The sequence below is a fragment of the Micromonospora sp. U21 genome (assembly GCF_018070045.1).
Classification (GTDB): domain Bacteria; phylum Actinomycetota; class Actinomycetes; order Mycobacteriales; family Micromonosporaceae; genus Micromonospora.
The window spans coordinates 31,774-57,688 of sequence record NZ_JAGPYK010000037.1 but is presented as its reverse complement, the minus strand read 5'-3'; the positions used below and the strand labels follow the sequence as shown (position 1 = coordinate 57,688).

27 protein-coding genes, 1 pseudogene and 1 riboswitch are annotated in these 25,915 nt (G+C 73.3%); of the genes and pseudogenes, 26 read left to right on the top strand and 2 right to left on the bottom strand.

From position 1 onward, the window contains the following. The first annotated feature begins 164 nt into the window (after nucleotides 1-164). From KBX63_RS30600 to KBX63_RS30540, 14 genes and pseudogenes are all read left to right on the top strand, one after another. Nucleotides 165-1,439 (top strand): adenosylmethionine--8-amino-7-oxononanoate transaminase, encoded by a 1,275-nt coding sequence (locus KBX63_RS30600; RefSeq protein ID WP_210917262.1) that lies wholly within the window; start codon nucleotides 165-167, stop codon nucleotides 1,437-1,439. 70 nt (nucleotides 1,440-1,509) lie between these two features. Continuing rightward, complete coding sequence (pyrF, locus tag KBX63_RS30595) at nucleotides 1,510-2,346, top strand: orotidine-5'-phosphate decarboxylase (protein WP_210917259.1); 837 nt, start codon at nucleotides 1,510-1,512, stop codon at nucleotides 2,344-2,346. Nucleotides 2,347-2,524: 178 nt separating this feature from the next. Further along, nucleotides 2,525-2,842 carry an integration host factor, actinobacterial type gene (mihF, locus tag KBX63_RS30590; protein WP_007458370.1) on the top strand — a complete coding sequence of 106 codons (318 nt, stop codon included), beginning with the start codon at nucleotides 2,525-2,527 and terminating at the stop codon, nucleotides 2,840-2,842. Nucleotides 2,843-2,867: 25 nt separating this feature from the next. Then, complete coding sequence (locus KBX63_RS30585; protein ID WP_210917256.1) at nucleotides 2,868-3,401, top strand: guanylate kinase; 534 nt, start codon at nucleotides 2,868-2,870, stop codon at nucleotides 3,399-3,401. A gap of 64 nt (nucleotides 3,402-3,465) precedes the next feature. After that, nucleotides 3,466-3,729 carry a DNA-directed RNA polymerase subunit omega gene (rpoZ, locus tag KBX63_RS30580; RefSeq protein WP_074318577.1) on the top strand — a complete coding sequence of 88 codons (264 nt, stop codon included), beginning with the start codon at nucleotides 3,466-3,468 and terminating at the stop codon, nucleotides 3,727-3,729. A 14-nt stretch (nucleotides 3,730-3,743) separates the two neighbouring features. Further along, nucleotides 3,744-4,952 carry a bifunctional phosphopantothenoylcysteine decarboxylase/phosphopantothenate--cysteine ligase CoaBC gene (gene coaBC / locus KBX63_RS30575; RefSeq protein ID WP_210917254.1) on the top strand — a complete coding sequence of 403 codons (1,209 nt, stop codon included), beginning with the start codon at nucleotides 3,744-3,746 and terminating at the stop codon, nucleotides 4,950-4,952. Nucleotides 4,953-5,039: 87 nt separating this feature from the next. Next, nucleotides 5,040-6,233 carry a methionine adenosyltransferase gene (metK, locus tag KBX63_RS30570; protein WP_210917252.1) on the top strand — a complete coding sequence of 398 codons (1,194 nt, stop codon included), beginning with the start codon at nucleotides 5,040-5,042 and terminating at the stop codon, nucleotides 6,231-6,233. Between the two features lie 59 nt (nucleotides 6,234-6,292). Then, nucleotides 6,293-6,523, top strand: a pseudogene (locus KBX63_RS36915) (primosomal protein N'); the annotation flags it as partial. Beyond that, nucleotides 6,497-8,536: a primosome assembly protein PriA gene (locus KBX63_RS30565; protein ID WP_374102284.1), complete on the top strand. Its 2,040-nt coding sequence runs from the start codon at nucleotides 6,497-6,499 to the stop codon at nucleotides 8,534-8,536. The pseudogene KBX63_RS36915 and the gene KBX63_RS30565, both read left to right, overlap by 27 nt. Before the next feature lie 257 nt (nucleotides 8,537-8,793). Continuing rightward, nucleotides 8,794-9,777 (top strand): AAA family ATPase, encoded by a 984-nt coding sequence (locus KBX63_RS30560; RefSeq protein WP_210917249.1) that lies wholly within the window; start codon nucleotides 8,794-8,796, stop codon nucleotides 9,775-9,777. Between the two features lie 83 nt (nucleotides 9,778-9,860). After that, nucleotides 9,861-11,129 carry a cytochrome P450 gene (locus KBX63_RS30555; protein WP_210917248.1) on the top strand — a complete coding sequence of 423 codons (1,269 nt, stop codon included), beginning with the start codon at nucleotides 9,861-9,863 and terminating at the stop codon, nucleotides 11,127-11,129. Between the two features lie 44 nt (nucleotides 11,130-11,173). Then, nucleotides 11,174-11,734: a peptide deformylase gene (def, locus tag KBX63_RS30550; protein ID WP_210917247.1), complete on the top strand. Its 561-nt coding sequence runs from the start codon at nucleotides 11,174-11,176 to the stop codon at nucleotides 11,732-11,734. 5 nt (nucleotides 11,735-11,739) lie between these two features. Further along, nucleotides 11,740-12,666 (top strand): methionyl-tRNA formyltransferase, encoded by a 927-nt coding sequence (gene fmt, locus KBX63_RS30545; protein ID WP_210917271.1) that lies wholly within the window; start codon nucleotides 11,740-11,742, stop codon nucleotides 12,664-12,666. Then, nucleotides 12,621-14,099 carry a transcription antitermination factor NusB gene (locus KBX63_RS30540; protein WP_247663677.1) on the top strand — a complete coding sequence of 493 codons (1,479 nt, stop codon included), beginning with the start codon at nucleotides 12,621-12,623 and terminating at the stop codon, nucleotides 14,097-14,099. The genes fmt and KBX63_RS30540 overlap by 46 nt, the downstream gene beginning before the upstream one ends. 87 nt (nucleotides 14,100-14,186) lie before the next feature. Here KBX63_RS30540 and KBX63_RS30535 read toward each other — a convergent pair whose 3' ends face one another. Both KBX63_RS30535 and KBX63_RS30530 read right to left on the bottom strand, forming a co-directional pair. Beyond that, nucleotides 14,187-15,077 (bottom strand): septum formation family protein, encoded by an 891-nt coding sequence (locus KBX63_RS30535; protein ID WP_210917245.1) that lies wholly within the window; start codon nucleotides 15,075-15,077, stop codon nucleotides 14,187-14,189. Between the two features lie 84 nt (nucleotides 15,078-15,161). After that, nucleotides 15,162-16,052, bottom strand: a complete 891-nt coding sequence (locus tag KBX63_RS30530) for a septum formation family protein (protein ID WP_210917243.1) — start codon at nucleotides 16,050-16,052, stop codon at nucleotides 15,162-15,164. Between the two features lie 255 nt (nucleotides 16,053-16,307). On the opposite strand from KBX63_RS30530, the gene rpe reads away from it, so the two are divergent. The 12 genes from rpe to rpmI all read left to right on the top strand — a co-directional run bounded on the left by rpe (nucleotide 16,308) and on the right by rpmI (nucleotide 25,909). After that, entirely contained in the window at nucleotides 16,308-16,988 is a 681-nt protein-coding gene (gene rpe, locus KBX63_RS30525) for a ribulose-phosphate 3-epimerase (protein WP_210917242.1), read from the top strand. After that, complete coding sequence (locus KBX63_RS30520; protein ID WP_210917241.1) at nucleotides 16,918-17,946, top strand: response regulator; 1,029 nt, start codon at nucleotides 16,918-16,920, stop codon at nucleotides 17,944-17,946. The genes rpe and KBX63_RS30520 overlap by 71 nt, the downstream gene beginning before the upstream one ends. Nucleotides 17,947-18,024: 78 nt before the next feature. After that, nucleotides 18,025-18,195: riboswitch (FMN riboswitch) on the top strand. 163 nt (nucleotides 18,196-18,358) lie between these two features. Beyond that, nucleotides 18,359-19,420 carry a bifunctional diaminohydroxyphosphoribosylaminopyrimidine deaminase/5-amino-6-(5-phosphoribosylamino)uracil reductase RibD gene (ribD, locus tag KBX63_RS30515; protein ID WP_210917240.1) on the top strand — a complete coding sequence of 354 codons (1,062 nt, stop codon included), beginning with the start codon at nucleotides 18,359-18,361 and terminating at the stop codon, nucleotides 19,418-19,420. A gap of 1 nt (nucleotide 19,421) precedes the next feature. Further along, complete coding sequence (locus tag KBX63_RS30510; RefSeq protein WP_210917239.1) at nucleotides 19,422-20,075, top strand: riboflavin synthase; 654 nt, start codon at nucleotides 19,422-19,424, stop codon at nucleotides 20,073-20,075. After that, nucleotides 20,075-20,764 (top strand): nicotinamide riboside transporter PnuC, encoded by a 690-nt coding sequence (pnuC, locus tag KBX63_RS30505; protein ID WP_210917237.1) that lies wholly within the window; start codon nucleotides 20,075-20,077, stop codon nucleotides 20,762-20,764. Before KBX63_RS30510 ends, pnuC begins: the two co-directional genes overlap by 1 nt. Continuing rightward, nucleotides 20,761-22,026, top strand: coding sequence for a bifunctional 3,4-dihydroxy-2-butanone-4-phosphate synthase/GTP cyclohydrolase II (locus tag KBX63_RS30500; RefSeq protein WP_210917235.1), 1,266 nt, complete (start codon nucleotides 20,761-20,763; stop codon nucleotides 22,024-22,026). Before pnuC ends, KBX63_RS30500 begins: the two co-directional genes overlap by 4 nt. A gap of 2 nt (nucleotides 22,027-22,028) precedes the next feature. Then, nucleotides 22,029-22,526, top strand: coding sequence for a 6,7-dimethyl-8-ribityllumazine synthase (ribH, locus tag KBX63_RS30495; protein WP_210917269.1), 498 nt, complete (start codon nucleotides 22,029-22,031; stop codon nucleotides 22,524-22,526). Between the two features lie 8 nt (nucleotides 22,527-22,534). Further along, the gene (locus KBX63_RS30490) at nucleotides 22,535-22,816 is read left to right on the top strand and encodes a phosphoribosyl-ATP diphosphatase (protein ID WP_197701276.1); all 282 of its coding nucleotides are present in this window, start codon (nucleotides 22,535-22,537) and stop codon (nucleotides 22,814-22,816) included. A gap of 47 nt (nucleotides 22,817-22,863) precedes the next feature. Then, complete coding sequence (hisG, locus tag KBX63_RS30485; RefSeq protein WP_089016569.1) at nucleotides 22,864-23,709, top strand: ATP phosphoribosyltransferase; 846 nt, start codon at nucleotides 22,864-22,866, stop codon at nucleotides 23,707-23,709. A gap of 352 nt (nucleotides 23,710-24,061) precedes the next feature. Beyond that, the gene (locus KBX63_RS30480) at nucleotides 24,062-24,535 is read left to right on the top strand and encodes a PH domain-containing protein (RefSeq protein ID WP_210917234.1); all 474 of its coding nucleotides are present in this window, start codon (nucleotides 24,062-24,064) and stop codon (nucleotides 24,533-24,535) included. 508 nt (nucleotides 24,536-25,043) lie between these two features. After that, a complete protein-coding gene (gene infC / locus KBX63_RS30475) occupies nucleotides 25,044-25,694 on the top strand; it encodes a translation initiation factor IF-3 (RefSeq protein ID WP_210917233.1) in 651 nt (216 codons plus the stop codon). 20 nt (nucleotides 25,695-25,714) lie between these two features. Beyond that, on the top strand, nucleotides 25,715-25,909 hold the full coding sequence (rpmI, locus tag KBX63_RS30470; RefSeq protein ID WP_007458415.1) for a 50S ribosomal protein L35: 195 nt from the start codon (nucleotides 25,715-25,717) through the stop codon (nucleotides 25,907-25,909). The last annotated feature ends 6 nt before the right edge of the window (nucleotides 25,910-25,915 follow it).

Below are 25,915 nucleotides of genomic sequence, written 5' to 3'. Positions count from 1 at the left end.
CCCCCGCCCCCGACGACCCCCGCCCCGCGTCGATCTAGGGCAGATCGTCGTGATCGGAGGTCCAGTAGCGACAAGCTGCCCTAGATCGGCGGTGAGAGGGCGGGCGGGCGACGGGGCGAGGGTGGGAGAGGGCGGGCGAGGGATGGGGAGAGGGGAGCGGGCGCGTGACGCCTGAGGAAATTCTGAGCGTTGACCGGGCGCACGTCTGGCATCCGTACGCCGCGCTGCCGCCGGCGAACGCGCCGTACGTGGTGCAGAGCGCCGAGGGGGTACGGCTGCGGCTCGCCGACGGCCGGGAACTGGTGGACGGGATGTCGTCCTGGTGGGCGGCGATCCACGGGTACCGGCATCCGACGTTGGACGCGGCGGTGACCGACCAGCTCGGCCGGATGAGCCACGTGATGTTCGGCGGGCTCACCCACGAGCCCGCGGTCCAGCTCGCCCGGACCCTGGTCGAGCTGACCCCGGACGGCCTGGAGCACGTCTTCCTGGCCGACTCCGGTTCGATCAGCGTCGAGGTGGCGGTGAAGATGTGCCTGCAGTACCAGCGGGCCGTCGGCCGGCCGCAGAGGCGCCGGCTGGCCACCTGGCGGGGCGGTTACCACGGCGACACGTTCCACCCGATGAGCGTCTGCGACCCGGAGGGCGGGATGCACCACCTCTGGGGTGACGTGCTGCCCCGGCAGGTCTTCGCCCCGGTCCCGCCGGGTGGTTTCGCCGATCCGCCCGACGAGGCGTACGTGGCGGCGCTGGTGGACGCGGTCGAGCGGCACGCCGACGAACTGGCGGCGGTGATCGTCGAGCCGGTGGTGCAGGGCGCCGGCGGGATGCGTTTTCACCATCCGGGGTACCTGCGGGTGCTGCGCGAGGTGACCCGCGCGCACGGGATCCTGCTGATCTTCGACGAGATCGCCACCGGCTTCGGTCGTACCGGCACGATGTTCGCCGCCGAGCACGCCGGGGTGACCCCGGACGTGATGTGCCTGGGCAAGGCCCTCACCGGCGGCTACCTGACCCTGGCGGCGACGCTCTGCACCCCGCGGGTGGCCCAGGCGATCTCGGCCACCGGCGTGCTGGCGCACGGGCCCACCTTCATGGGCAACCCGTTGGCCTGCGCGGTGGCCAACGCCTCCGTCGGGCTGCTGCGGGCCGGGGACTGGGCGGCGCAGGTGTCCAGGATCGGTGCCGGCCTGCGCGCCGGACTGGAGCCGCTGCGCGGCACGCCGGGCGTGGCCGACGTGCGGGTCCTCGGCGCGATCGGGGTGGTCCAACTCGATCACGAGGTCGACCTCGGCGCGGCCACCGCGGCGGCGGTCGACCGCGGGGTGTGGCTGCGACCGTTCCGCGACCTGATCTACACGATGCCGCCGTACGTCACCGGCGACGCCGACCTGGCCCGGATCGCGTCCGGAGTGGCGGCGGCGGTGGCGGCCGGCTGAGCCGGCCCCGGCGCCGGTTCAGAGCTACCCGTGGCGGGCTGCCGCCCGGACGAGGAGAGGGGAGTACCGGATGGAAAGCTTCGGCACCCGGCTGCACCGGGCGATGAGCGAGCGGGGACCGCTCTGTGTGGGCATCGACCCGCATCCCGGTCTGCTGGCCCGCTGGGGCCTCACCGACGACGTTCAGGGGCTCGACCGGTTCACCCGGATCGTGGTGGACGCCCTCGGTGACCGGGTTGCGGTGGTCAAGCCTCAGTCGGCCTTTTTCGAGCGTTTCGGGTCCCGCGGTGTGGCGATTCTTGAGTCAACTATCCGACAGTTACGCGATGCCGGTTCGCTCGTTCTGCTCGACGTCAAGCGCGGAGACATCGGCTCGACGGTCAGCGCGTACGCCTCCGCGTACCTTGATCCATCCAGTCCGCTGTATGTCGACGCGGTCACCGCGAGTCCCTACCTGGGGGTAGGTTCCCTGGCGCCGATGTTCGAGCTGGCCGCCGAGCACGGCGGTGGGGTGTTCGTGCTGGCCCTCACCTCGAACCCGGAGGGAGCCGTCGTGCAGCGGGCCCGCGCGGCCGACGGCCGCACCGTGGCGCAGACCGTGATCGACGAGATTTCCCAGCTCAACAGGGGTGCGGACCCTCTCGGCAGCTTCGGGCTGGTGGTCGGCGCGACCATCGGCGAGACCGGTCACGACCTCTCCGGGGTGGGTGGTCCGCTGCTCGCGCCGGGGCTCGGCGCGCAGGGTGCCGGCGCCGCCGATCTGCGGATCGTCTTCGGCTCCAGCCTCGCCGCGGTGCTCCCGTCGTACTCCCGGGAGGTGCTCTCCGCCGGCCCCGACGCCGCCGCCCTGCGGGCTGCCGCGGACCGGGTGCTGGCCGAGTGCCGGGGCGTTCTGGCTGCCCGGTGACTGACTGACGGCTCGGTCACTTTGCGATGATCATCGCGCGTCCACGTTGCCGAAAGCTCCGTTGACCGCTAGTTTTCCCCGCGCTGGGAACCACGGACCCCTTGGTTCACAGCGACACCACGTTTCACAGATGCGGCGGTGCGCCCCGCCCGCCGCGATAGGGACCTGAGGAGAACTGGTGCCGCTCCCGTCACTGACCCCCGAACAGCGCGCTGCCGCGCTCGAGAAGGCCGCGGAGATCCGCAAGGCCCGTGCCGAGCTGAAGGAGCAGCTCAAGCAGGGCAAGACCACCCTTGGTGCCGTCCTCGAGCGGGCCGAGAGCGACGACGTCGTGGGTAAGCTCAAGGTTTCGGCCGTCCTGCAGGCCATGCCGGGCATCGGCAAGATCCGGGCTACCCAGATCATGGAGAAGCTCAAGATCGCCGACAGCCGTCGCCTGCGCGGCCTCGGTGAGCAGCAGCGCAAGGCACTGCTTGGAGAGTTCGCCGCCAACTGAACCTGGCAGCGTGTAGAAACAAGCAGTGAGCACGGATGACGAGGCGCGCCCGGCGGCTCGGCTCACTGTCCTGGCTGGACCTTCGGGTTCCGGCAGGGAGAGTGTCGTCGAGCTTGTCCGGGCGCGTTCTCCGTCCGTGTGGATCCCGGTGCCGGCGACCACCCGGCCGCGCCGGGAGCGGGAGATCGACGGGGAGGACCGGGTCTTCCTCGCTCCGGCCGAGTTCGATCGCCGGGTGGCCGTCGGTGAGCTGCTGGAGTGGTCCCGGATCGGCCCGCACCGCCGGGGCACCCCGTACCCGCCGCTGCGCGCCCGGCTCGACGCGGGGCAGCCGGTGCTCCTCCCGCTCGACGTGACCGGCGCCCAGCTGGTCCGGGCACGACTGCCCGACGCCCGGCTGGTGCTGCTGAGCCCGCCCGGTCACCGGCCCGACGCCGCGGTGGCGGCGACCTTCGAGCACGCCCTGACCCACGACCTCACCGATCGCGTGGTCGCCGAGCTGGTAGGCTTACTCGGTTCTTCTTATCCGGATCCGGCCTGGTCGCGCGTGCGCGGCTGACAGCCGGCCGCCGTTGAGACTCAGCACCGCGTCCGCGCGGCTCGAAAGACGCAGAGGTTAATTCGTGGGATCCATCGCCAACCCCGAAGGCATCACCAACCCGCCGATCGACGAGCTCCTCGAGAAGACGACGTCGAAGTACGCGCTGGTCATCTTCGCCGCCAAGCGCGCGCGCCAGGTCAACGCTTACTACAGCCAGCTCGGCGAGGGCCTGCTGGAGTACGTCGGCCCGCTCGTCGAGACCACCCCTCAGGAGAAGCCCCTCTCCATCGCCATGCGCGAGATCAACGGGGGCCTGCTCACCGCTGAGCCGACCGACCAGCCGTAAGCCGTCCCGCGTCGATGTCCGCCGGGATCGTCCTCGGGGTCGGCGGTGGCATCGCCGCCTACAAGGCCTGCGAGCTGCTGCGGCTCTTCACCGAATCGGGTCACCGGGTTCGCGTCGTGCCGACCGCGTCGGCGCTCCGCTTCGTCGGAGCGCCGACCTGGGCAGCGCTCTCCGGCCAGCCGATCGCCGACGACGTCTGGTCCGACGTGCACGAGGTGCCACACGTGCGGCTCGGCCAGCATGCCGACCTGGTGGTGGTCGCGCCGACCACCGCCGACCTGCTCGCCAAGGCCGCCCACGGGCTCGCCGACGACCTGCTGACCAACACGCTGTTGACCGCGCGCTGCCCGGTGGTGCTGGCTCCGGCCATGCACACCGAGATGTGGGAGCACCCGGCCACCGTGGCCAACGTCGCCACACTGCGCGCCCGTGGTGTGCGGGTCATCGAGCCGGCCGTGGGCCGGCTCACCGGCGTCGACACCGGCAAGGGCCGGCTGCCCGACCCGGCGGAGATCTTCACGGTCGCCCGTCGGGTCCTGGCCCGGGGCGGGGCCGCCCCCGCCGACCTGGCCGGCCGCCGGATGGTGGTCACCGCGGGTGGCACCCGCGAGCCGCTGGACCCGGTCCGATTTCTCGGCAACCGTTCCTCGGGCAAGCAGGGCTACGCGTTCGCCCGGGCGGCCGTCGCCCGGGGCGCCCGGGTCACCCTGATCGCGGCCAACGTCTCCCTCGCCGACCCGGCCGGGGTCGACCTGGTCCGGGTGGGCACCACCGGCGAGCTGCGGGAGGCGACGCTGAAGGCCGCCGTCGAGGCCGACGCGGTCGTGATGGCGGCCGCTCCGGCCGATTTCCGGCCGGCGACGTACGCGCCTGGCAAAATCAAGAAGTCGGACGACGGTGTCGCGCCCACCATCGAGCTCGTCACGAACCCGGACATCGCGGCAGAGCTCGGCCAGCGCAAACGACCGGAGCAGGTGCTGGTGGTGTTCGCCGCCGAGACCGGCGACGCGGAGGCCAACGGCCGGGCGAAACTCGCCCGGAAGCGGGCCGACCTGATCGTGGTCAACGAGGTCGGCGTGGACAAGGTCTTTGGCGCCGACACCAACACGGTGACGGTCCTCGGCGCGGACGGCTCGGTCAGCCGGCTGCCGGAGCAGGCCAAGGAGGATGTGGCCGACTCCGTCTGGGATCTCGTCGTGGCGCGGTTGCCCGGCCGCTCCTGACGGGTGGAACAGGGCGCGACCGATCCCGACACCCGCCGCAGCGGTGACTAGACTGCCGCGGAATGACTTCACACGCTTAGGAGTGCCGTGACACGCCGCCTCTTCACGTCCGAATCGGTCACGGAAGGCCACCCGGACAAGATCGCCGACCAGATCAGCGATGGCATCCTCGACGCCCTGCTCGCCGAGGATCCGCGCAGCCGGGTGGCGGTGGAAACCATGATCACCACCGGCCAGGTGCACATCGCCGGTGAGGTGACCACCAAGGCGTACGCCGACATCCCGACGATCGTCCGCCGGACCATCCTCGACATCGGCTACGACTCGTCGAAGAAGGGCTTCGACGGCGCCTCCTGCGGTGTCAGCGTCTCCATCGGCGCGCAGTCCGAGGACATCGCGCAGGGCGTGGACAATGCCTTCGAGCTGCGCACCGGGGCCTCGGAGAGCGCGCTGGACGCGCAGGGCGCCGGGGACCAGGGCATGATGTTCGGCTTCGCCTGCTCGGAGACGCCCGAGCTGATGCCGCTGCCGATCGCGTTGGCACACCGACTGGCCCGCCGGCTCGCCGCGGTACGCAAGGACGGCACCATCCCGTACCTGCGCCCGGACGGCAAGACCCAGGTGACCATCGAGTACGAGGGGCTGCGCCCGGTCCGGCTCAACACCGTGGTCGTGTCCAGCCAGCACGCCGCGGACATCTCGCTGGAGTCGCTGCTCACGCCGGACGTGCGCGACCACGTCATCGCTCCGGAGCTGGAGAGCCTCGGTCTGGACACCGACGGCTACCGGCTGCTGGTCAACCCGACCGGCCGGTTCGAGATCGGTGGCCCGATGGGCGACGCCGGGCTGACCGGTCGCAAGATCATCGTCGACACCTACGGCGGGTACGCCCGGCACGGCGGCGGCGCGTTCTCCGGCAAGGACCCGTCCAAGGTGGACCGCTCGGCCGCGTACGCGATGCGCTGGGTGGCCAAGAACGTGGTCGCCGCCGGTCTGGCCGAGCGCTGCGAGGCCCAGGTCGCGTACGCCATCGGCAAGGCGCACCCGGTGAGCCTGTTCATCGAGACGTTCGGCACCGAGACCGTGCCGGTCGCCTCGATCGAGAAGGCCGTCACCGAGGTGTTCGACCTGCGCCCGGCCGCGATCATCCGGGATCTCAACCTGCTCCGCCCGATCTACCAGCAGACCGCCGCGTACGGCCACTTCGGCCGCGAGCTGCCGGACCTGAGCTGGGAGAGCACCGACCGGGCCGCCGACCTCAAGTCGGCCGCGGGAGCCTGACCGCCACCAGGCGCAGCGACCGGCGACCCGCGGAAGGGTCGCCGGTCGCGCGCGTCTGCGTGGACGTCCCGCTGCCGCACCTGGACCGGCCGTTCGACTACCTGGTGCCCGCCGAGCTGGACGCCGTCGCGGTGCCCGGCACCCGGGTGAAGGTGCGCTTCGCGGGGCAGCTCGTCGACGGCTGGCTGCTGGCCCGCGCCGACGACTCCGGGCACACCGGCCGGCTCGCCTACCTGGAGAAGGTGGTCTCACCGGAGCCGGTGCTGGCACCCGAGGTCGCCCGGTTGGCCCGCGCGGTCGCCGACCGGTACGCGGGCAGCCTCGCCGACGTGCTCCGGCTCGCCGTGCCACCCCGGCACGCGCGGGTCGAGAAGGAGGCCCGCGGCGGCTCGCCCGCACCACCGGCCGCCGCCGACGGTGCCGCTGACGCGGCCGCGAGCGGCTCCTCCGACCCTGCGAGCGCCGAGCCGACGGCGACGATGGGGCCGGGGACCGACGAGTCCGGGATGGCCGTCCCCGCGACCGTGCGGCCGGCGTCCGCGACCGCCGAGTCCGCGACCGCCGAGTCCGCGACCGCCGAGTCCGCGACCGCCGAGTCCGCGACCGCCGAGTCCGCGACCGCCGAGTCCGCGACCGGCGGCTCCGCGCCCGTCCACCCGACGAGCCTGCGGCCCGCGTCCACCGAACCCGGGTCCGTGGCGACCGCGACGGCCGAGTTGGGCGCGGGACCTCCCGGCGGACCGGGGTGGGTGGTCGATCCGCGCGGGTGGCGGGACTACCCGACCGGTCCGGCCCTCCTGCGCGCGCTCACAGACGGCCGGGCGCCCCGGGCCGTCTGGTCGGCGCTGCCCGGCGAGGACTGGGCCGCCCGCTACGCCGACGCGGTCGCCGCCACCGTCGCCGGAGGCCGCGGCGCGGTCGTCGTGGTGGCCGACGCCCGCGACCTCGATCGGCTGGACGCCGCGCTCACCGGCGTGCTCGGTCCGGGACGGCACGTCACCCTCTCCGCCGCGCTCGGTCCGGCCCGGCGCTACCGCGCGTTCCTCGCCGCCCGGCGGGGGGAGGTGCCGGTGGTGATCGGCACCCGGGCGGCGATGTTCGCCCCGGTGGACCGGCTCGGCCTGGTCGCCGTCTGGGACGACGGCGACGACCTGCACGCCGAGCCCCGGGCCCCGTACCCGCACGCCCGGGACGTGCTGCTCACCCGCGCCCAGCTCGCCGAGGCCGGCGCCCTGGTCGGCGGGTACGCCCGCACCGCCGAGGCGCAGCTGCTGGTGGAGACCGGCTGGGCCCGGGAGGTGATCGCCGACCGGGCGACCGTGCGGGCCCGTATCCCGGCCATCGCGCCGACCGGCGACGACCCGCAGCTGGCCCGCGACCCCGGTGCGGCCACCGCCCGGCTACCCAGCCTGGCCTGGACGGCCGCCCGCGACACCCTCCGGGCGGACCTGCCGGTGCTGGTGCAGGTGCCCCGGCGCGGCTACCTGCCCTCGATCGCCTGCGCGGACTGCCGCACCCCGGCCCGCTGCGCGCACTGCGCCGGGCCGCTCGCGCTGCCCTCGGCCGGTGGCACCCCGGCCTGCCGCTGGTGCGCCCGGGTAGCCGCCGCGTACGCCTGCCCCGAGTGCGGTGGCCGGCGGCTACGGGCCGCGGTGACCGGCGCCCGGCGTACCGCCGAGGAGCTGGGCCGGGCGTTCCCCGGCGTGCCAGTGCGCACCTCCGGCCGGGAGGAGGTGCTGAGCGACGTGCCCGGCGGCGCGGCCCTGGTGGTCGCCACGCCCGGCGCCGAGCCGGTCGCCGAGGGCGGCTACGGCGCGGTGCTGCTGCTCGACTCGTGGGCCCTGCTGACCCGGGCCGACCTGCGCGCCGGCGAGGAGGCGCTGCGCCGGTGGCTGGCCGCCGCAGCGCTGGCCCGCCCGGCCCCGACCGGCCGGGTGGTGGTGGTCGCCGACGGCGCGCTCGCCCCGGTGCAGGCGCTGCTGCGCTGGGACGCCGGCTGGTTCGCCGGCCGGGAACTGGCCGAGCGCCGCGAGCTGGGCTTCCCACCGGCGGTACGGATGGCCAGCGTCACCGGCTCGGCCGAGGCGGTGGCCGACCTGCTCGCCGCGGCCCGGCTGCCCGACGACGCCGAGGTGCTCGGGCCGGTGCCGGCCGAGGAGGGCCGCGAGCGGATGCTGGTGCGGGTGCCCCGGGCCCGGGCCGCCGCGATGGCCGAGGCGCTGCACTCGGCCGCGGGGGCACGCGCGGCCCGCAAGGCCGCCGACCCCGTCCGCCTCCAGGTCGATCCGCTGAGCCTGTTCTGAGCCGGATGGCGGGCGCTGGCGGCCCGCCGACCTGCACCGGAGTGCTGGTCCTCGCACACCGCGTCCGGCAAAGCGCTGGCGGCGGGGTGGTAGCATCGCCCGTCATGCCCGGGCGCACGACGGATCAAGGTCGCGGTGCGGCGTCAGACGCGCCGAGCTGGGAGCCGTCGCAGGATGGCAGCGACGATGGCGGGAACGCGTCGGTCGGACGCGATGTCGATGATGTCAAAGAGCCGGTGATCAGGGGTGGACCAGTCGTGACCGTTCGACAATCGATCGTCTTCAACGGCGACCTCGGCAGCGGCAAGAGCACCGTGTCGGTGGAGATCGCCAAGCGGCTCGGCATGCGCCGGGTCAGCGTGGGTGACCTCTACCGGGAGATGGCGCAGCAGCGACAGATGACCGCGCTGCAGCTCAACCTGCACGCCGAGCTCGACCAGGCCGTCGACGGCTACGTCGACCAGCTCCAACGGGACATCGCCGCCTCCGGCGAGCACCTCGTCATGGACTCCCGGCTGGCGTGGCACTTCTTCACCGACGCGCTCAAGGTGCACATGATCACCGAGCCGGCTGAGGCGGCCCGCCGCGTGCTGGCCCGGCCGTCCGGGCCGGCGGAGAGCTACGCCACGCTGGAGGAGGCCAAGGCCAAGCTGCGCGAGCGCAGCGAGAGCGAGCGCAACCGGTTCATCATCCGGTACGGGGTGGACAAGGCCCGACTGCGCAACTACGACCTGATCTGCGACACCACCCGCGCCTCCGCCGACGAGGTGGTCGAGCACATCATCGCCGCGTACGAGGGGACGCTCGGCGGCGAGGTGCTGCGCGACGAACCGCCGCTGTTGCTGCTGGACCCGGCCCGGGTCTACCCGACCGAGGACATCGCCACCCTGCGCGGGCTGTGGGACTCCGAGTTCGTCGGCGACGTGGCCGAGGCCGGCGACGCGGCGCTGGAGCCGCTGAAGATCGGGTTCACCGGTGAGTACTTCTTCGTCGTCGACGGTCACCGCCGGCTCAGCGCCGCCCTGCAGAACGGCTTCTCGCTGGTCCCCGCCCAGCTCGTGGCGGAGGTCGACGAGCCGGTGGTGGGCGGAATGAGCGCGATCGACTACTTCGTCGCGCAGGTGCGCCCCGGCCTGGTCTACGACTGGGAGGCCGCCCACAAGATCCAGCTGCCGCTGCCGGAGCCCGCGCTGCTCGGCGGCGACGCGGTCCTCGCGGGGGACCCGGGCGCCAGCGCCTGACCCCACTTCCCGCTCCGGAGGATGCCAGGCGTCGGCGGCGTGGGCATGATGGAGCCTCCGACGCATCGACGGGGAGGCCGGCCATGGAGGCTGCCGAGGCGCTCACACTGCTCATGTCGCCGCAGGGGCGGGTCGACCCGTACCCGACGTACGAGCGGCTGCGGGCGCACGGGCCGGTGGTGCAGGCCCTGCCCGGCCTGTACGTGGTGACCGGCTACCCGGAGGCCGACGAGCTGCTGCGTGACCCACGGCTCGGGGTGCTGGACGACGCGCTGCGGGACCAGGTCTGGCCCAACTGGCGTGAGAGCCCGGCGATCTCGTCGATCGCCCGGTCCATGCTGCGGACCAACCCACCCGACCACAGCCGGATGCGTCGGCTCGCCGCTGGCGCGTTCAGCCCGCGCCGGATCGCCGGGATGCGCGACGTGGTGCGTGCCCAGGCGGAGGCCCTGCTCGACGAGATGCTGGAGCGTGCCGCGGACGGTGCGCCCGTCGACGTGCTGGCCGACTTCGCGTACCCGCTGCCGGTGGGGGTGATCTGTGCGCTGCTCGGCGTACCGGCCACCGACCGGCCGTTGTTCCGCCGCTGGGCCGGCGACCTGACCGGGGTGCTGGAGCCGGAGATCACCGTCGAGGAGCTGGCCGTCGCCGACGCCGGCGCCGCCGAGCTGCGCGCGTACTTCACCGAGCTGGTCGCCGCCCGCCGCCGGACCCCGGCCGACGACCTGACCACCGCGCTGGTCCAGGTGCACGACACCGACGGCGACCGGCTCACCGGCGACGAGCTGCTGGCCAACCTGGTGGTGCTGCTGGTCGCCGGCTTCGAGACCACCACCAACCTGCTCGGCAACGGCCTGGTGGTGCTGCTGGGGCACCCCGGGGCCGCCGCCGCGCTGCGCGCCGACCCCGGGCTCGCCCCGGCGTACGTCGAGGAGCTGCTGCGCTACGACTCGCCGGTGCAGCTGACCACCCGGACCACTACCGCGCCGGTGCGCTGCGGCGGGCTGGACCTGCCGACCGGCAGCACGGCCCTGCTGCTGCTCGGCGCGGCCAACCGTGACCCGCGCCGCTTCCCCGACCCGCAGCGCTTCGACCCGACGCGCGACCAGGCGCACCCGCTCTCCTTCGGCGCCGGCCCGCACTACTGTCTCGGCGCCGGGCTGGCCCGGCTGGAGGCGCAGCTGGCATTCCCGATGCTGCTGCGCCGGCTGCCCGAGCTGGCCCTGGCCGGGACGCCCCGGCACCGGACCCGGCTGACCCTGCGCGGGTACCAGAGCCTGCCGGTGACGCTGGGCACACCCGCGGTGGTCGATCGAGGTACGCCGGCCGGCGCCCACCCGGGCACTCCGTAGACTGGTACGCACCGCTCGTCCCACCCATGAAGGAGCCGTCCCGCGTGACCGTCCAGCCCATCCGTCTTTTTGGGGATCCGGTGCTGCGCACGCCGGCCGATCCGGTGGTCGACTTCGACGTCGAACTGCGTAGGCTCATCGCCGATCTGACCGACACGATGCGTGAGCAGAACGGCGCCGGCCTGGCCGCGCCGCAGCTCGGTGTGGGCCTGCGGGTGTTCGCCTTCGACGTCGACGACGTGCTGGGGCACCTGGTCAACCCGGTGCTCGACTTCCCCGACGAGGAGGAGCAGGACGGCCCGGAGGGCTGCCTGTCCATCCCCGGGCTCTACTTCGACACCAAGCGCCGGCAGAACGTGATCGCCAAGGGCTTCAACGGCTACGGCGACCCGCTCCAGATCGTCGGCACCGGGCTGATGGCCCGCTGCGTGCAGCACGAGACCGACCACCTCGACGGCGTGCTCTTCCTGGACCGGCTCGACGCCGCCGGTCGCAAGGAGGCGATGAAGGCGATCCGCCAGGCCGAGTGGTACGACCCGTCCGCCCCACCGGTGGTCAAGGTCAACCCGCACGCCGCGGGCAGCCCCTTCGGCCTGGGTCGGTGACCCGGATGCGTGTGATCTTCGCCGGTACGCCGGCCGTCGCCGTCCCCGCCCTGGCCGCCGTCGCCGCCTCCCGGCACGACCTGGTCGCGGTGGTCACCCGGCCTGATGCGCCCGCCGGGCGCGGGCGTGGCCTGTCCCGTTCCCCGGTCGGCGAGTGGGCCGACGAGCACGGCATCGAGGTGCTCACCCCGGCCCGCCCCCGTGACCCGGAGTTCCTCGACCGGCTGCGCGAGCTGGCACCGGACTGCGTGCCGGTGGTCGCCTACGGCGCGCTCGTCCCGCCGGTCGCGCTGGAGATCCCCCGGTACGGCTGGATCAACCTGCACTTCTCGCTGCTGCCCGCCTGGCGCGGCGCCGCGCCCGTGCAGCACGCGGTGCTGCACGGTGACGAAATGACCGGGGCCAGCGTCTTCCAGCTGGAGCAGGGCCTGGACACCGGGCCGGTCTTCGGCACCCTGACCGACGAGATCCGCCCCGGCGACACCTCCGGTGACCTGCTGGAGCGCCTCGCCGAGTCCGGCGCCGGGCTGCTGGTGGCGGTGCTCGACGCGATCGCCGACGGCACCGCCCGGGCCGAGCCGCAGCGGACCGACGGGGTGTCGCTGGCACCGAAACTCACCGTGGAGGACGCCCGCGTGCGCTGGACCGACCCCGCCTTCGCCGTGGACCGGCGGATCCGGGCCTGCACCCCGGCCCCGGGCGCCTGGACGACCTTCCGGGGCGAGCGGGTGAAGCTCGGCCCGGTGGTGGCGGCAGCCGACGGCCCCGACCTGAAACCGGGGGAGTTGCTGGTGGAGAAGGCCCGGGTGCTGGTCGGTACGGCCACCGTGCCGGTGCGACTGGGCGAGGTCCGGGCCGCCGGCAAGCGGGCCATGCCGGCGACCGACTGGGCGCGCGGCGTCCGGGTCAGCACCGGCGAGGAGTTCGCGTGACGGCGCCGGAGGGGACGCGCCCGACGCGTGGTGGCCCGTCTGCCGGTCGTGGCGGGGACCGCCGGCCGGTCCGGCCACCGGTGGACCGCCCGCGGCGCGCGGCGTACGAGGCGGTCGCCGCGGTGCACCGCGACGACGCGTTCGCCAACCTGGTGCTGCCCACCATCCTGCGCGAGGAGGGGCTGTACGGCCGGGACGCGGCCTTCGCCACCGAGCTGACCTACGGCACCCTGCGTCACCTGGGCACCCTGGACGCGATCCTGACCGACGCGGCCGGCCGGGACGTGGCCCGGATCGACCCGCCGGTGCGCGACGCGCTGCGGCTCGGGGCGTACCAGCTGCTGCACACCCGGGTGCCTCCGCACGCCGCGGTCTCGTCGACCGTGGACCTGGTCCGCGCGGTCGCGCCGGGCGCCACCGGGTTCGCCAACGCGGTGCTGCGCGAGGTGTCCACCCTCGATGTGGACGGCTGGGTGGCGAAGCTCGCCCCGCCGATGGAGACCGACCCGGTCGGGCACCTGGCGCTGGCCTACAGCCATCCGCAGTGGATCGTGCGGGCCTTCTCCGAGGCGCTCGACGGCGATCTGGGCGAGACGGCCCGACTGTTGATCGAGGACAATGAGCGCCCGCCGGTGCACCTGTGTGCCCGGCCCGGCCTGATCGACCCGGTGGAGCTGGCCGACCAGGTGGGCGGGGCGCCCGGCGCGTTCTCGCCGTACGCCGTCTATCTGCCCGGTGGCGCGCCCGGCGACGTGCCGGCGGTGGTCGACGGCCGGGCCCACGTCCAGGACGAGGGCTCCCAGCTGGTGGCCAGCGCGCTCGCCGATGCGCCGCTGGACGGCCCGGACGGGCGCTGGCTGGACCTGTGCGCCGGTCCGGGCGGCAAGGCCGGGCTGCTCGGCGCGCTGGCCGCGCAGCGCGGCGTCCGGGTGACCGCGGTGGAGGTGGCCGAGCACCGGGCCCGGCTGGTTTCCCAGGCGACCCGGGGTCTGCCGGTGACCGTGCTGGCCATGGATGGTCGTGAGGTCGGCGCGGACCCGAAGCTGCCGGAGGGGCACTTCGACCGGGTGCTGGTGGACGCCCCGTGCACCGGGCTGGGGTCGCTGCGCCGCCGGCCGGAGTCGCGCTGGCGTCGTCAGCCCTCCGACCTGCCGCCGCTGACCCGGCTGCAACGGGAGCTGCTCGGTGCGGCGTTGCGTGCGGTCCGTCCGGGCGGGCTGGTCGCCTACGTCACCTGCTCGCCGCACACGGTGGAGACCCACGTGACGGTGACCGAGGCGGCTCGCCGCAGCGGGGTGCCGGTGGACTTCGTGGACGCCCGGCCGCTGCTGCCGGCCGGTATGCCGGGCCTGGGCGACGGTCCCACCGTTCAGCTCTGGCCGCACCGGCACGGCACCGACGCGATGTTCCTCGCCGTCCTGCGCCGAGGCTGAGTCGCCCCGCGCTCCACTGAAAGGAAGGGCCCGTTATTAACGCCTCGCGTTAATAACGGGCCCTTCCTTTCAGTACGGTGCGGTCGGTCAGGTGACCGGGAGGCCCTTGGTGCCGGCGCCCTTCATCGAGCGGGTCAGGTTCCGGTCGCTGATCCACAGGAAGCACTGCACGCCACGGTTGCCGTTCTTCCACTCCTGCTCGTACGGCTGGTAGTAGATCGTCCCGGTGCGGAAGTCGAGCTGGGAGTTGTCCGGCACCTTGGCGTACTTGGCGGTCACCGTCTGGCAGGCCCGGTGGGTCCGCTTGGTGGTGCGGTTGAACTCGGCGTAGCTGATGTCCGGGGCCTGCCAGATCCCGACGAACTCGGCGTGGTGCCGGCTGGTGCAGGAGACCGGCACCATCTCGTCGATGTCGTCCTTGACCAGCTTGGGGTTGAAGCAGCGGTACGCCAGCGGCGCCGCGCCGGTCAGCGCCCCCCGCAGGCTGCCGGTGCGCAGGCCGACGGAGGTGTCGTCGATGCTGGCGATCTCGGTGACGTCACAGCGGTACCAGCGGGCACCACCGGCCCAGGCCAGCGCCGAGGGCAGCACGACGGTCAGGCCGAGGCGCCCGGAGCGCCAGTCGGCGCCCACCGCCTTGCTGACCTCCTTGTCGCAGCCGGCCTGCGCGGTCCGCATGCCGACCGAGCCGGGCGGCGGGGGCGTCCCGCGGTCCGTGCCCGGGCCACTGAGGGTGCCGACGTGCATGGTCTCCACCCGGTGCGACTCGGTGCACGCCACCGGGTTGTAGCCGGTCAGGTATCCGACCTGCTGGGCGGCGTGGTGGCAGACCTCGGCTGCGGGAACGAACTGCTGCGCCGCGACGGGTGCCGGCCAGTCGTCGATGAGGTTCCGGTCGACTCCGGCGGGTGCGCCACACCCGGCCAGCGCCAGGGCCACCGTCGCGCCCACGGCGACCGCCGTCAACCACCGTCGCATCCCCGACCTCCCGCCGCTGGTGGTCTCCGGCCGGCCCCCAGCCGGTCGGTAGCGCCACGGCGCAGCAGCATACGGCACCGGTGCTCAGATGGCGGGTAGTCCCTGTGGGCCCGCATTGCGCATCGAGCGGGTGAGTTTGCGGTCGTCGCTCCACAGGAAACAGCGCACCCCGCGGTCACCCTCCTCCCACTCGCGCTGCGACGGTGGGTAGTAGATGGACCCGGCCCGGTACGGCAGGTCGCTGTTGTTCGGCACCGCGGCGTACGCGGCGATCAACGCCATGCACCGTCGGTGCGCCTGCTCGGCGGAGCGGGTGAAGTCGGCCCAGCTCATGTCCCGTTCCAGGTAGACGCCGACGAACTCGGCGCGGTGCGGCTCTGTGCAGAGCACCGGCGCCATGTAGTTGAGGTTGTCGCCGATCAGCTTGGGGTCGAAGCAGCGATGGGTCAGCGGCGTGTCACCGATCAACGCGCCGCGCAGGCTGCCGGTGCGGTTCACCGGCCGGGTGTTGTCGATGCTGTCGGTCTCGCTGAGGTCGCAGCGGAACCAGCGCGCGCCACCGACCCAGGCCGGTGCCGTGGGCAGCGAGAGGGACAGGGTGAGCCGTGCCGTGTGCCAGTCGCCGCCGAGCACCTCCCGGGCCCGCTGGTCGCACTCGGCGCGGGCGGTTCGCAGTGCCGGCGACCCTGGCTGTGGCCGGGTATCGGCGAGTGCGGCGGGGCCGGTGAAGGTGCCGACGTGAATCGCCTCGGCCAGGTGGGTGCGTGCGCAGTCCACCGTCTCGTACGTGCTGGCCTGCACGATCGAGGTGATCCGGGGCAGGCAGGTGTCGGTGGCTGGGGTGAACGGTTTCGGGGGCCGCAGCGCCGGCCAGTCGTCGGTGAGGTCACCGTCGGCGCCTCGCGCCGGCCCACAGCCGGCCAGCAGCATCGTCGTGGCGCCGGCCAGCGCCAGCGCTCCGAGCCACCGTCGCATCGTCCGCCCTCCCGGCAGCTGGCGGCCGGTCACCGCGACCCCGCGGCGAGACCCCGGCGGGCGTGCAGCCTACGGCACCGTCCCCGTTGGAGTGTCGTCGCGTTTCCGTCGATCGGCCAGCCGCGGATGTCTGTTCGTCCGGATCCGCCGGTCCGGACCGGCCAATTCTGCACCACTGGTCACCGCTGGATCACAGCGCGTCCCCGATGGTGCCGCGATGCGGGCGGCGGGTGGCCGCGTTCGTACACTGGCCCCGTGACCGTACCGCCGCCAATCGTCGCGCCGAGCATCCTGGCCGCCGATTTCGCCCGCCTCGCCGAAGAGGTCCGTGCCGTCGAGGACGCCGCGGACTGGTTGCACGTGGACGTGATGGACAACCATTTCGTGCCGAACCTGACCATCGGACTGCCCGTGGTGCAGAGCCTGCGCGCCGTCACCGCGATGCCGTTCGACGTGCACCTGATGATCGAGGACCCGCGCCGGTGGGCTCCCGGCTACGCCGACGCCGGCGCGTACAACGTGACGTTCCACGCCGAGGCGTGCGACGACCCCGTGGCGCTCGCCAAGGACCTGCGCTCCGCCGGCGCGAAGGCCGGGCTGGCCATCGACCGGGACACCCCGATCGAGCCGTACCTGGACCTGCTGCCCAGCTTCGACACCCTGCTGATCATGACGATCAAGGCCGGTTTCGGCGGGCAGCGGTTCATCCCGCAGCTGCTGGACAAGGTCCGCGCCGTCCGTCGGCACGTCGACGCGGGGCACCTGGAGCTGCGTATCGAGGTGGACGGTGGGATCGCCGCCGACACCATCGAGCAGGCCGCCGCCGCGGGCGCCGACGCGTTCGTGGCAGGTACCGCCGTCTACGGTGCCGCCGACCCGGCGGAGGCGGTGCGCCACCTGCGGGCGCTGGCGGAACGCGCGGCTCCCGGGGCCTGAGGTGGACCCCGAGGGCGACCGCAAGGACATCATCCTCGTCGTGGACGACGACGAGGACATCGCCCGCTTCGTCGAGTTCAACCTGCGGCTGCACGGCTTCGAGGTGATCCACGCCAGCGACGGCCAGGAGGCCCTCGAGGTCATCGAGCGGCAGCGGCCCGACCTGGCCGTCGTCGACCTGATGATGCCCCGGATCGACGGGCTGGAGCTGACCCGGCGGCTGCGCGCCGACCCGATGACCTCCGCCCTGCCGGTGATCATGCTGACGGCCAAGGGGATGACCGTCGACAAGGTGCACGGGCTCAGCGCCGGCGCCGACGACTACCTGGTCAAGCCGTTCGACACCGCCGAGCTGGTGGCCCGGGTCTCGTCGACCCTGCGCCGCAACAAGGAGTTCCGGGAGGTCTCCCCGCTGACCGGGCTGCCCGGCAACAGCCGGATCCGCCGGGAGATCAGCGACCGGGTCCGGCACGGTGTCGACTACGCGGTCGGCTACATCGACATCGACCGCTTCAAGAGCGTCAACGACCGGTACGGCTTCGTCCGCGGCGACGACTTCATCTCCGCGCTGGCCCGCAGCCTGCACCGGGCGGTGGTGGCGGTGGGTCTGCCACCGGCCTTCCTCGGCCACGTCGGCGGCGACGACTTCGTCATCGTCTGCGCCCCGGACCAGGTCCGCTCGCTGACCTCCCGGGCGGTGGTCGACTTCGAGAAGGCGGCCGACACGCTCTACGACCCGACCGACCGGGAGCGCGGCTTCGTCGAGCTGAAGGACCGGCGGGGCACCATCCGCCGGGCCGCCCTGGTCACCCTCTCCATCGGCGTCTCCCTCTCCGACGCCGGTAAGCGGTTCACCGACCCGCTCGAGGCCATCGCGGTGGCCTCCGAGATGAAGACGGTGGCCAAGAGCCAGCCGGGGTCGTACGTGGCGGTGGACCGGCGGCGCGGCGTCACGTGAGCGTGATCCGGCTGTGAAGTAGCTCGCCTCGGTGGCGGCGCACCCCCGTTTGCGTGTAAGACTGCCGGAGTACCCACCACGCGCTGGCGGGACTCGGTGAAATTCCGAACCGGCGGTGATCCACGGTCCGACCGTGGTCAGCCCGCGACCCGGACGGCTCTGCCGTCCGGTGGACCTGGTGAAAATCCGGGGCCGACGGTTGGGGGCGGTTCGTCCGCGCCCAGAAAGTCCGGATGGGAGACAGCGCGCGGGACGGACGGGTCCGAGCCGGCCGCTGGCTTCAGCGTGCCGTGCCGACCCCCCGGGGCGGCCGCGCCGTACCCGGACTCCGCCGCCGCATGCCCTGCGGCCCCATGCCGCCTCCCTGACCGCCAGCGCGCGGACCGGCGAGTGAGAGGGCAGGGACAGGGCGATGGCCAGCGTCTCCGTCGATGAGGCGATGCGACGCGCGATCGAGCTGGCGGCGCGCGGGCTGGGAACCACCAGCCCCAACCCAGTGGTCGGCTGCGTGCTGCTCGACGCGGACGGCACGGTCGTCGGTGAGGGCTTCCACGCCTACGCCGGTGGGCCGCACGCCGAGATCGTCGCGCTGGCCCAGGCCGGGGAGCGCGCCCGCGGCGGCACCGCCGTGGTCACCCTGGAACCCTGTGACCACACCGGTCGCACCGGCCCCTGCAGCACCGCGCTGGTCCAGGCCGGAGTGGGCCGTGTGGTGATCGCCGTACCCGACCCGAACCCGGTGGCCACCGGCGGCGCCGCCACGCTGCGCTCCGCCGGGGTCCAGGTGGACCTGGGAATACGCGGCGACGAGGCCGAGGCCGGCAACGTCGCCTGGTTGACCTCGATGCGCCGGGGATGGCCGTACGTGATCTGGAAGTACGCCGCGACGGTGGACGGCCGGTCCGCGGCGGCGGACGGAACCAGCATGTGGATCACCTCGGAGGCGGCCCGGATCGACGTGCACGCGCTGCGCGGCACGGTCGACGCGGTCATCGCCGGGGTGGGCACCGTGCTCGCCGACGATCCCCGACTGACCGCCCGCAACCTGCGCGACGGCAGCCTGGCCATCCGGCAGCCGCTGCGGGTGGTGGTGGACAGCTCGGGGCGTACCCCGGCCGACGCCCGGGTCCGCGACGGCGCCGCGCGGACCTGGATCGCGACCGCCGCCGAGGTGGGCGCGGGCCCGGACGGCCGGGTCGACCTGCCGGTGCTGCTCGCGGCGCTGCACCAGCGCGGGGTCCGCGCGGTGCTGCTGGAGGGCGGCCCCCGGCTGGCCGGAGCGTTCCTGGCCGCCGGCCTGGTCGACAAGATCGTCGGGTACGTCGCGCCCCGGCTGCTCGGCGCCGGCCCGACCGCCCTGGTCGACGCCGGCGTGAGCACCATCGCCGAGGCCATCGATCTGGAGTTCGTCGACGTTACGCAGATCGGTCCGGATCTCCGGATCACCGCGTTGCCCCGTAAGAGGGAGGGCTGACATGTTCACCGGCATTGTCGAGGAGTTGGGCGAGGTCGTCCGGGTGTCGTCGACCGCGGGCGATTCGGCGCTGGTCGCCGTACGCGGCCCGCTGGTCACCTCCGACGCCCGCCATGGCGACTCCATCGCGGTCAACGGCGTCTGCCTGACCGTGGTGGAGGCGGCGGACGGTGTCTTCACCGCGGACGTGATGGGGGAGACGCTGCGCCGCTCCGCGCTGGGCGCGCTGCGCCCCGGCGATCCGGTCAACCTGGAGCGGGCCGCCGCGCTGGGCAGCCGGCTCGGCGGGCACCTGGTGCAGGGGCACGTGGACGGGGTCGGTGAGCTGATCTCCCGGGAGCCGGCCGAGCAGTGGGAGACGGTCCGGTTCCGGCTGCCCGCCGCCCTGGCCCGGTACGTGGTGGAGAAGGGCTCGATCACCATCGACGGCGTCTCGCTGACCGTTGCCGAGGTGGGCGTGGACCAGTTCTCCGTCGGTCTGATCCCGACCACACTCAAGCTGACCACGCTCGGCGCGAAGGGCGTCGGCGACCCGGTCAACCTGGAGGTCGACGTGCTGGCCAAGTACGTCGAGCGGCTCCTCGGCGCCCGGCTGGTCGATGCCGGCGACGCCGGTGCGCCCGGGTCGACCACCGCCCCGGGCGGGGTGGCCTGATGGGCCCGCTCGGCTGGCTGCTGGACGCCCAGGTGCAGGTGGTCGGCTCGCCGGTGCTGCTCCGGGAGATCGTCGGCAATGTGTTCGGGCTGGTCTCCGCGCTCCTCGGCCTGCGTCGGCTGGTCTGGGCCTGGCCGGTCGGCATGATCGGCAACGCGCTGCTGTTCACCGTCTTCCTCGGCGGGGTGTTCGCCACCCCGCAGGAGCACGACCTCTACGGGCAGGCCGGCCGGCAGGTGTTCTTCTTCGCGGTCAGCGTCTACGGCTGGTGGCGCTGGCAGCGCAACCGCCGCGCCGACGCCGGGCACGCCGCGGTGCAGCCGCGCTGGGCCACCGGGCGGGAGCGGCTGGCAATGCTGCTGGCCGCCGCGGTCGGCACCGCCGCGGCGTACCCGGTGCTCGCCGCACTGGGCTCCTGGGGCCCGCTGCCGGACGCCTGGATCCTCACCGGCAGCCTGCTGGCCACCTACGGCATGGCCCGCGGGTGGGTGGAGTTCTGGCTGGTCTGGATCGCGGTGGACGCGGTCGGCGTGCCACTGCTGCTGCGCGGCGGGTTCTACCCGTCGGCGGCCATGTACCTGGTCTACGGCGCATTCTGCGCCTGGGGCTTCGCCGCCTGGTGGCGCACCTCGCGCGCCGCCCGGCCGTCCGCCGCACTCCCGCCCACCTACACGGAGGCCGTCGCATGAGCAGCTTCGCGAGCATTGAGCAGGCGGTCGCTGAGATCGCCGCCGGCCGGCCGGTCGTCGTGGTCGACGACGCCGACCGGGAGAACGAGGGCGACCTGATCTTCGCGGCCGAGCTGGCCACGCCGGAGCTGCTCGCGTTCATGGTCCGCTACACGTCCGGCTACATCTGCGTGCCGCTCACCGAGAGCGAGGCCGACCGGCTCGACCTGCCGCCGATGCACCACACCAACCAGGACCGGCGCGGCACCGCGTACACGGTGACCGTGGACGCCCGGGAGGGGATCAGCACCGGCATCTCGGCGGCCGACCGCGCGCACACCATCCGGCTGCTCGCCGACGCGGCCACCGACCCGACGGACCTGGCCCGGCCCGGGCACGTGGTGCCGCTGCGGGCCCGCGAGGGTGGGGTGCTGCGCCGGCCCGGGCACACCGAGGCGGCGGTGGACCTGACCCGGCTCGCCGGGCTGCGCCCCGCGGGCGTGCTCTGCGAACTGGTCAACGACGACGGCACCATGATGCGGATGCCGGACCTGGAGAAGTTCTGCGCCGAGCACGGCCTCACGCTGATCACCATCGCCGACCTGATCGCGTACCGGCGGCGAACCGAGAAGCAGGTCGAGCTGGTCGCCGAAGCCCGGATGCCGACCCGCCACGGGGTGTTCCGGGCGCTCGGCTACCGCGCCGAGCACGACCCGGCCGAGCACGTCGCGATGGTGCTGGGTGACCTCGGTGACGGCCAGGACGTGCTGGTCCGGGTGCACTCCGAGTGCCTCACCGGGGACGTGTTCGGCTCGCTGCGCTGCGACTGCGGGCCGCAGCTGGACGCCGCGCTGGCCCGCGTCGCACGCGAGGGCCGGGGTGTGGTGCTCTACGTGCGCGGGCATGAGGGGCGCGGCATCGGGCTGCTGCACAAGCTCCAGGCGTACCAGTTGCAGGACCTCGGCCGGGACACCGTGGACGCCAACCTCGACCTGGGCCTGCCGGCCGACGCCCGGGACTACGGCACCGGCGCGCAGATCCTCTACGACCTGGGCGTGCGCTCGATGCGGCTGCTCACCAACAACCCGGCCAAACGGGCCGGGTTGGAGGGCTACGGGCTGACGATCACCGGCCGGGAGGGGCTGCCGGCCGGCGCGCACCCGGAGAACCTGCGCTACCTGCGCACCAAGCGGGACCGGATGGGTCACCTGTTGGACGAGTTGGACGAGGTGAGCGAGGCGCCGCTGGGGCGTCCGGTCGCCAACGACGAGATCGGAGCATGACGATGGCGGGTTTCGGTGAGCCGGGAGTCGACGCGGTGGACGCCGCGGGGCTGACCGTCGGGGTGGTGGCCGCCCGGTGGCACGGCGAGCTGACCGACCACATGCTGGAGCGCGCGGTGGCCGCCGCCGAGGCGTGCGGCGCCCACTCGGTGGTGGCCCGGGTCGCCGGCTCGGTCGAGCTGCCGGTGGTCGCCCAGGCCCTCGCGCGCCGCTGCGACGTGGTGGTCGCGCTCGGCGTGGTGGTCCGTGGCGCCACCGCGCACTTCGACTACGTCTGCCGGTCGGTCACCGACGGGCTGACCCGGGTGGCGCTGGACGAGGGCAAGCCGGTGGCGCACGGGGTGCTCACCGTGGACACCATCGAGCAGGCCCGGGACCGGGCCGGACTGCCCGGGTCGGCGGAGGACAAGGGCTGGTCGGCCACCGTCGCCGCGCTCGACGCCGCGCTGGCTGTCCGGACTCTTGCCCACGACGGCCAGCGGGTCGGCTTCAGCGGTTGACCGGCCGGCTGGAAGAATCGCGTTCCGTGAAGACGTTCGAGGAGTTGTTCGCCGAGCTGCAGGCCAAGGCCGCAGCCGGCACCCCGGGCTCGGGCACCGTCGCCGCCCTGGACAAGGGGGTGCACTTCATCGGCAAGAAGGTCGTCGAGGAGGCGGCCGAGTCGTGGATGGCCGCCGAGCACGAGGGGCCGCAGCGCACCGCCGAGGAGATCTCCCAACTGCTCTACCAGGTCCAGGTGCTGATGCTGGCCAGCGGTCTCGAACTCAAGGACGTCTACCGACATCTGTGAGTGCCCCACTCGTTGATCGCCATCCCGGATCGAAGGAGCACTCCGTCATGCTGCGTGTCGCCATTCCCAACAAGGGCACCCTGGCCGAACCGGCCGCCCAGATGCTGCGCGAGGCGGGCTACCGCCAGCGCACCGACCCCAAGGACCTCGTCTGCCGGGACGAGTCCAACGACGTCGAATTCTTCTACCTGCGTCCCAAGGACATCGCCACCTACGTCGGCTCCGGAGACCTCGACCTCGGGATCACCGGCCGCGACCTGCTGATCGACTCGGCCGCGCCGGCGGAGGAGGTCGTCGACCTCGTCTTCGGCCAGGCCACCTTCCGCTTCGCCGCCCGCCCCGACGACATCGCCTCGGTACGCGACCTGGGCGGGCACCGGATCGCCACCGCGTACCCGGGGCTGGTCGAACGGCACCTCGGTGAGCTGGGCGTCAAGGCCGACGTGATCCGCCTCGACGGCGCGGTCGAGAACGCCGTCCGGCTCGGCGTCGCCGACGTGGTCGCCGACGTGGTGGAGACCGGCGCCACCCTGCGCCAGGCGGGTCTCGTGGTCTTCGGCGAGCCGCTGCTGCGCTCCTCGGCGGTGCTGGTCCGTCGGGCCGGCGCGTCGGGGCACCCGCAGGCCGAGCAGTTGCTGCGCCGCCTGCACGGCGTGCTGGTGGCCCGCCGGTACGTGATGCTCGCCTACGACGTGCCGGCCGGCCTGCTGGACCGGGCCAGCGGGCTGACCCCCGGCATCGAGTCGCCCACGGTGTCGCCGCTGCACCGCGAGGGCTGGGTGGCCGTGCAGGCGATGGTGCTCCGCGACGACGTGCACCGGATCATGGACGAGCTGTACGAACTGGGCGCCCGGGCCATCCTGGTCACCAACATCCACGCCTGCCGGCTCTGACCCTGCCGGGCCTCGCGGGCCGGGCGCGGCACGTGCGTCTGGCCGGGGTGGTCGGCCCGCTCGACCCGCGTCGGGATCGCCGGGTTGGTGGCCGGCTTGATCGACTCGGGATCGTCGATATGGGTGTCCGCCCGTGCGGGACACCTCCATATCGCTGATCTCGAGTGGATCTACCGCCCGTGGCACCTGCGACACCTGGGTGACCCTGTGCGGCGCGGAGCGGTCCGGAGCGGCGGCCCGGCGGGCGGTTCTGCTGCGCGCTGGCAGGTGCTCGCCGAGTGGTTCTGCGGCGCTGCCGGGTGCTCGGCGGGTGGTGCGGTCGCCGGGCGGAGGTGAATGGCAGACTGGTGGGGTGAGTGATACCGAGCTGGTCCGCCTGAAGCCCCGCCGCATCCGGGTGGTCTGCTGGTCCGCGGCGGTCGCCCTGGTGGTGGTGTTCGGCCTCGTCGCGACCTCGCTGACCGGCCCGACGGGCGACGGCTACGGCAGCTTCCAGCGCGGCGACCAGATCGCCATGATCGGCCTGGGCGTCTTCGGGGCGCTGGGCTTCCTGCTGTTCACCCGCCCGCGGGTCGAGGCCGACGCGCGCGGAGTCCGGGTGCGCAACGTCATCAGCTCGTACCAGCTGCCGTGGGAGGTCGTCCGGGGCGTCCGCTTCGACCGGGGCGCGCCCTGGGCCAGCCTGGAGCTGCACGACGACGACCTGCTGCCGATGATCGCCCTTCAGGCTGCGGACAAGGAACTGGCCGTCGACGGGGTCCGCGCGCTGCGCCGGCTGCACGAGGCGCACCAGTCCCGCCTCGCCGAGCGCGCCGGCGGCCGCTGACCGCTCGCCCGCGCCGACCCGCCCGGGCTCTGCGGCTCCCGTGTCGGCATGTTGAGCCAGGATCGCCACCCAGCGTCGGCTCAGCTCCTCGCGTCCGCCCTGTCCCACCCGCCCCGAGGCGACCAGCGCGCACCCACCCACCGTAGATCCGGACAACATCGCCGAAACTGCCGCCTCCGGCCGAGGATGTGTGCCCGGTGTGCGAGTGACCGGGACGTCGGTGTAGTGTTATCGAGTCGACCAGGCTGTCTCCGCGTGCGAGCAGGCAGCCACGAAAGCGGAGCGCCTGCTCCCACCCGAGTCGCCGCTACGGTGGCCGGGTCCCGGTCCCCGGTTTCGGGCACGTCCCGGTTCCGGATGCGCGATCCTGTGATCGTGCCGACCGGTCGAGCGGGCCCTGGCATGCGCCGGGGCCTTCTGCTTTCCGGGTCGGTTCCCACCCGGGAGCCGCGGGGGTCGGTGAAAAGCGGAAACGACTCGAGGAGGCCCCATCAGCGTCGAACCACGCGTGAACGAGCAGATCCGGGCACGTGAGGTCCGACTGGTCGGCCCCGAGGGTGAGCAGGTGGGCATCGTCCCACTGGAGCGCGCCCTTCAGCTGGCCGCGGACGTCGATCTGGACCTGGTCGAGGTTGCGCCGATGGCGCGCCCGCCGGTGTGCAAGCTCATGGACTTCGGCAAGTTCAAGTACGAGAGCGCACTCAAGGCGCGCGAAGCGCGGCGTAACCAGCAGCAGACCGTCATCAAGGAAATGAAGCTCCGACCGAAGATCGACCCGCACGACTACGAGACCAAGAAGGGTCACGTGGTGCGGTTCCTCAAGGCGGGCGACAAGGTCAAGGTGACGATCATGTTCCGCGGTCGCGAGCAGAGCCGCCCGGAGCTGGGCTACCGGCTCCTGCGCCGGCTCGAGTCCGAGATCACGGAACTGGGATACGTCGAGGCCGCTCCGAAGCAGGACGGCCGAAACATGATCATGGTTCTCGCTCCGCATCGGGCCGTCAAGGCCTCCGCGGTCGCCGCTACGGCGTCCCGCGGTGCACCTCGGGAGCGGGGTGCGGACGAGTCCGCCGCCCCGGCAGCCGATGAGACCGCGGCGGCCGGCGAGACCGCAGCAGCCGGTGACACCGGCACCGCCGCCGACACCAGCGGCGAGTAACAGGGGAGAAGACGTTCCACATGCCGAAGATGAAGAGCCACACGGGTATGGGTAAGCGGGTCAAGGTCACCGGCAAGGGCAAGATCGTTGCCCAGCAGGCCGGCCTCCGCCACAACCTGGAGAAGAAGCCCTCCACCCAGACCCGCCGGCTGACCGGCACGGTCGTGCTGGCCAAGGCCGACGTCAAGCGCATCAAGAAGCTGCTCGGCCGCTGACGCGCG

Excerpts from the sequence above, each read along its gene's own strand:
- pyrF (WP_210917259.1), top strand. The coding sequence starts at position 1,510 with ATGGAAAGCTTCGGCACCCGGCTGCACCGGGCGATGAGCGAGCGGGGA.
- coaBC (WP_210917254.1), top strand. The coding sequence starts at position 3,744 with ATGTCCGCCGGGATCGTCCTCGGGGTCGGCGGTGGCATCGCCGCCTAC.
- KBX63_RS30555 (WP_210917248.1), top strand. The coding sequence starts at position 9,861 with ATGGAGGCTGCCGAGGCGCTCACACTGCTCATGTCGCCGCAGGGGCGG.
- fmt (WP_210917271.1), top strand. The coding sequence starts at position 11,740 with ATGCGTGTGATCTTCGCCGGTACGCCGGCCGTCGCCGTCCCCGCCCTG.
- KBX63_RS30535 (WP_210917245.1), bottom strand. The coding sequence starts at position 15,077 with ATGCGACGGTGGTTGACGGCGGTCGCCGTGGGCGCGACGGTGGCCCTG.
- KBX63_RS30530 (WP_210917243.1), bottom strand. The coding sequence starts at position 16,052 with ATGCGACGGTGGCTCGGAGCGCTGGCGCTGGCCGGCGCCACGACGATG.
- ribD (WP_210917240.1), top strand. The coding sequence starts at position 18,359 with ATGGCCAGCGTCTCCGTCGATGAGGCGATGCGACGCGCGATCGAGCTG.
- KBX63_RS30510 (WP_210917239.1), top strand. The coding sequence starts at position 19,422 with ATGTTCACCGGCATTGTCGAGGAGTTGGGCGAGGTCGTCCGGGTGTCG.
- pnuC (WP_210917237.1), top strand. The coding sequence starts at position 20,075 with ATGGGCCCGCTCGGCTGGCTGCTGGACGCCCAGGTGCAGGTGGTCGGC.
- KBX63_RS30500 (WP_210917235.1), top strand. The coding sequence starts at position 20,761 with ATGAGCAGCTTCGCGAGCATTGAGCAGGCGGTCGCTGAGATCGCCGCC.
- ribH (WP_210917269.1), top strand. The coding sequence starts at position 22,029 with ATGGCGGGTTTCGGTGAGCCGGGAGTCGACGCGGTGGACGCCGCGGGG.
- hisG (WP_089016569.1), top strand. The coding sequence starts at position 22,864 with ATGCTGCGTGTCGCCATTCCCAACAAGGGCACCCTGGCCGAACCGGCC.
- rpmI (WP_007458415.1), top strand. The coding sequence starts at position 25,715 with ATGCCGAAGATGAAGAGCCACACGGGTATGGGTAAGCGGGTCAAGGTC.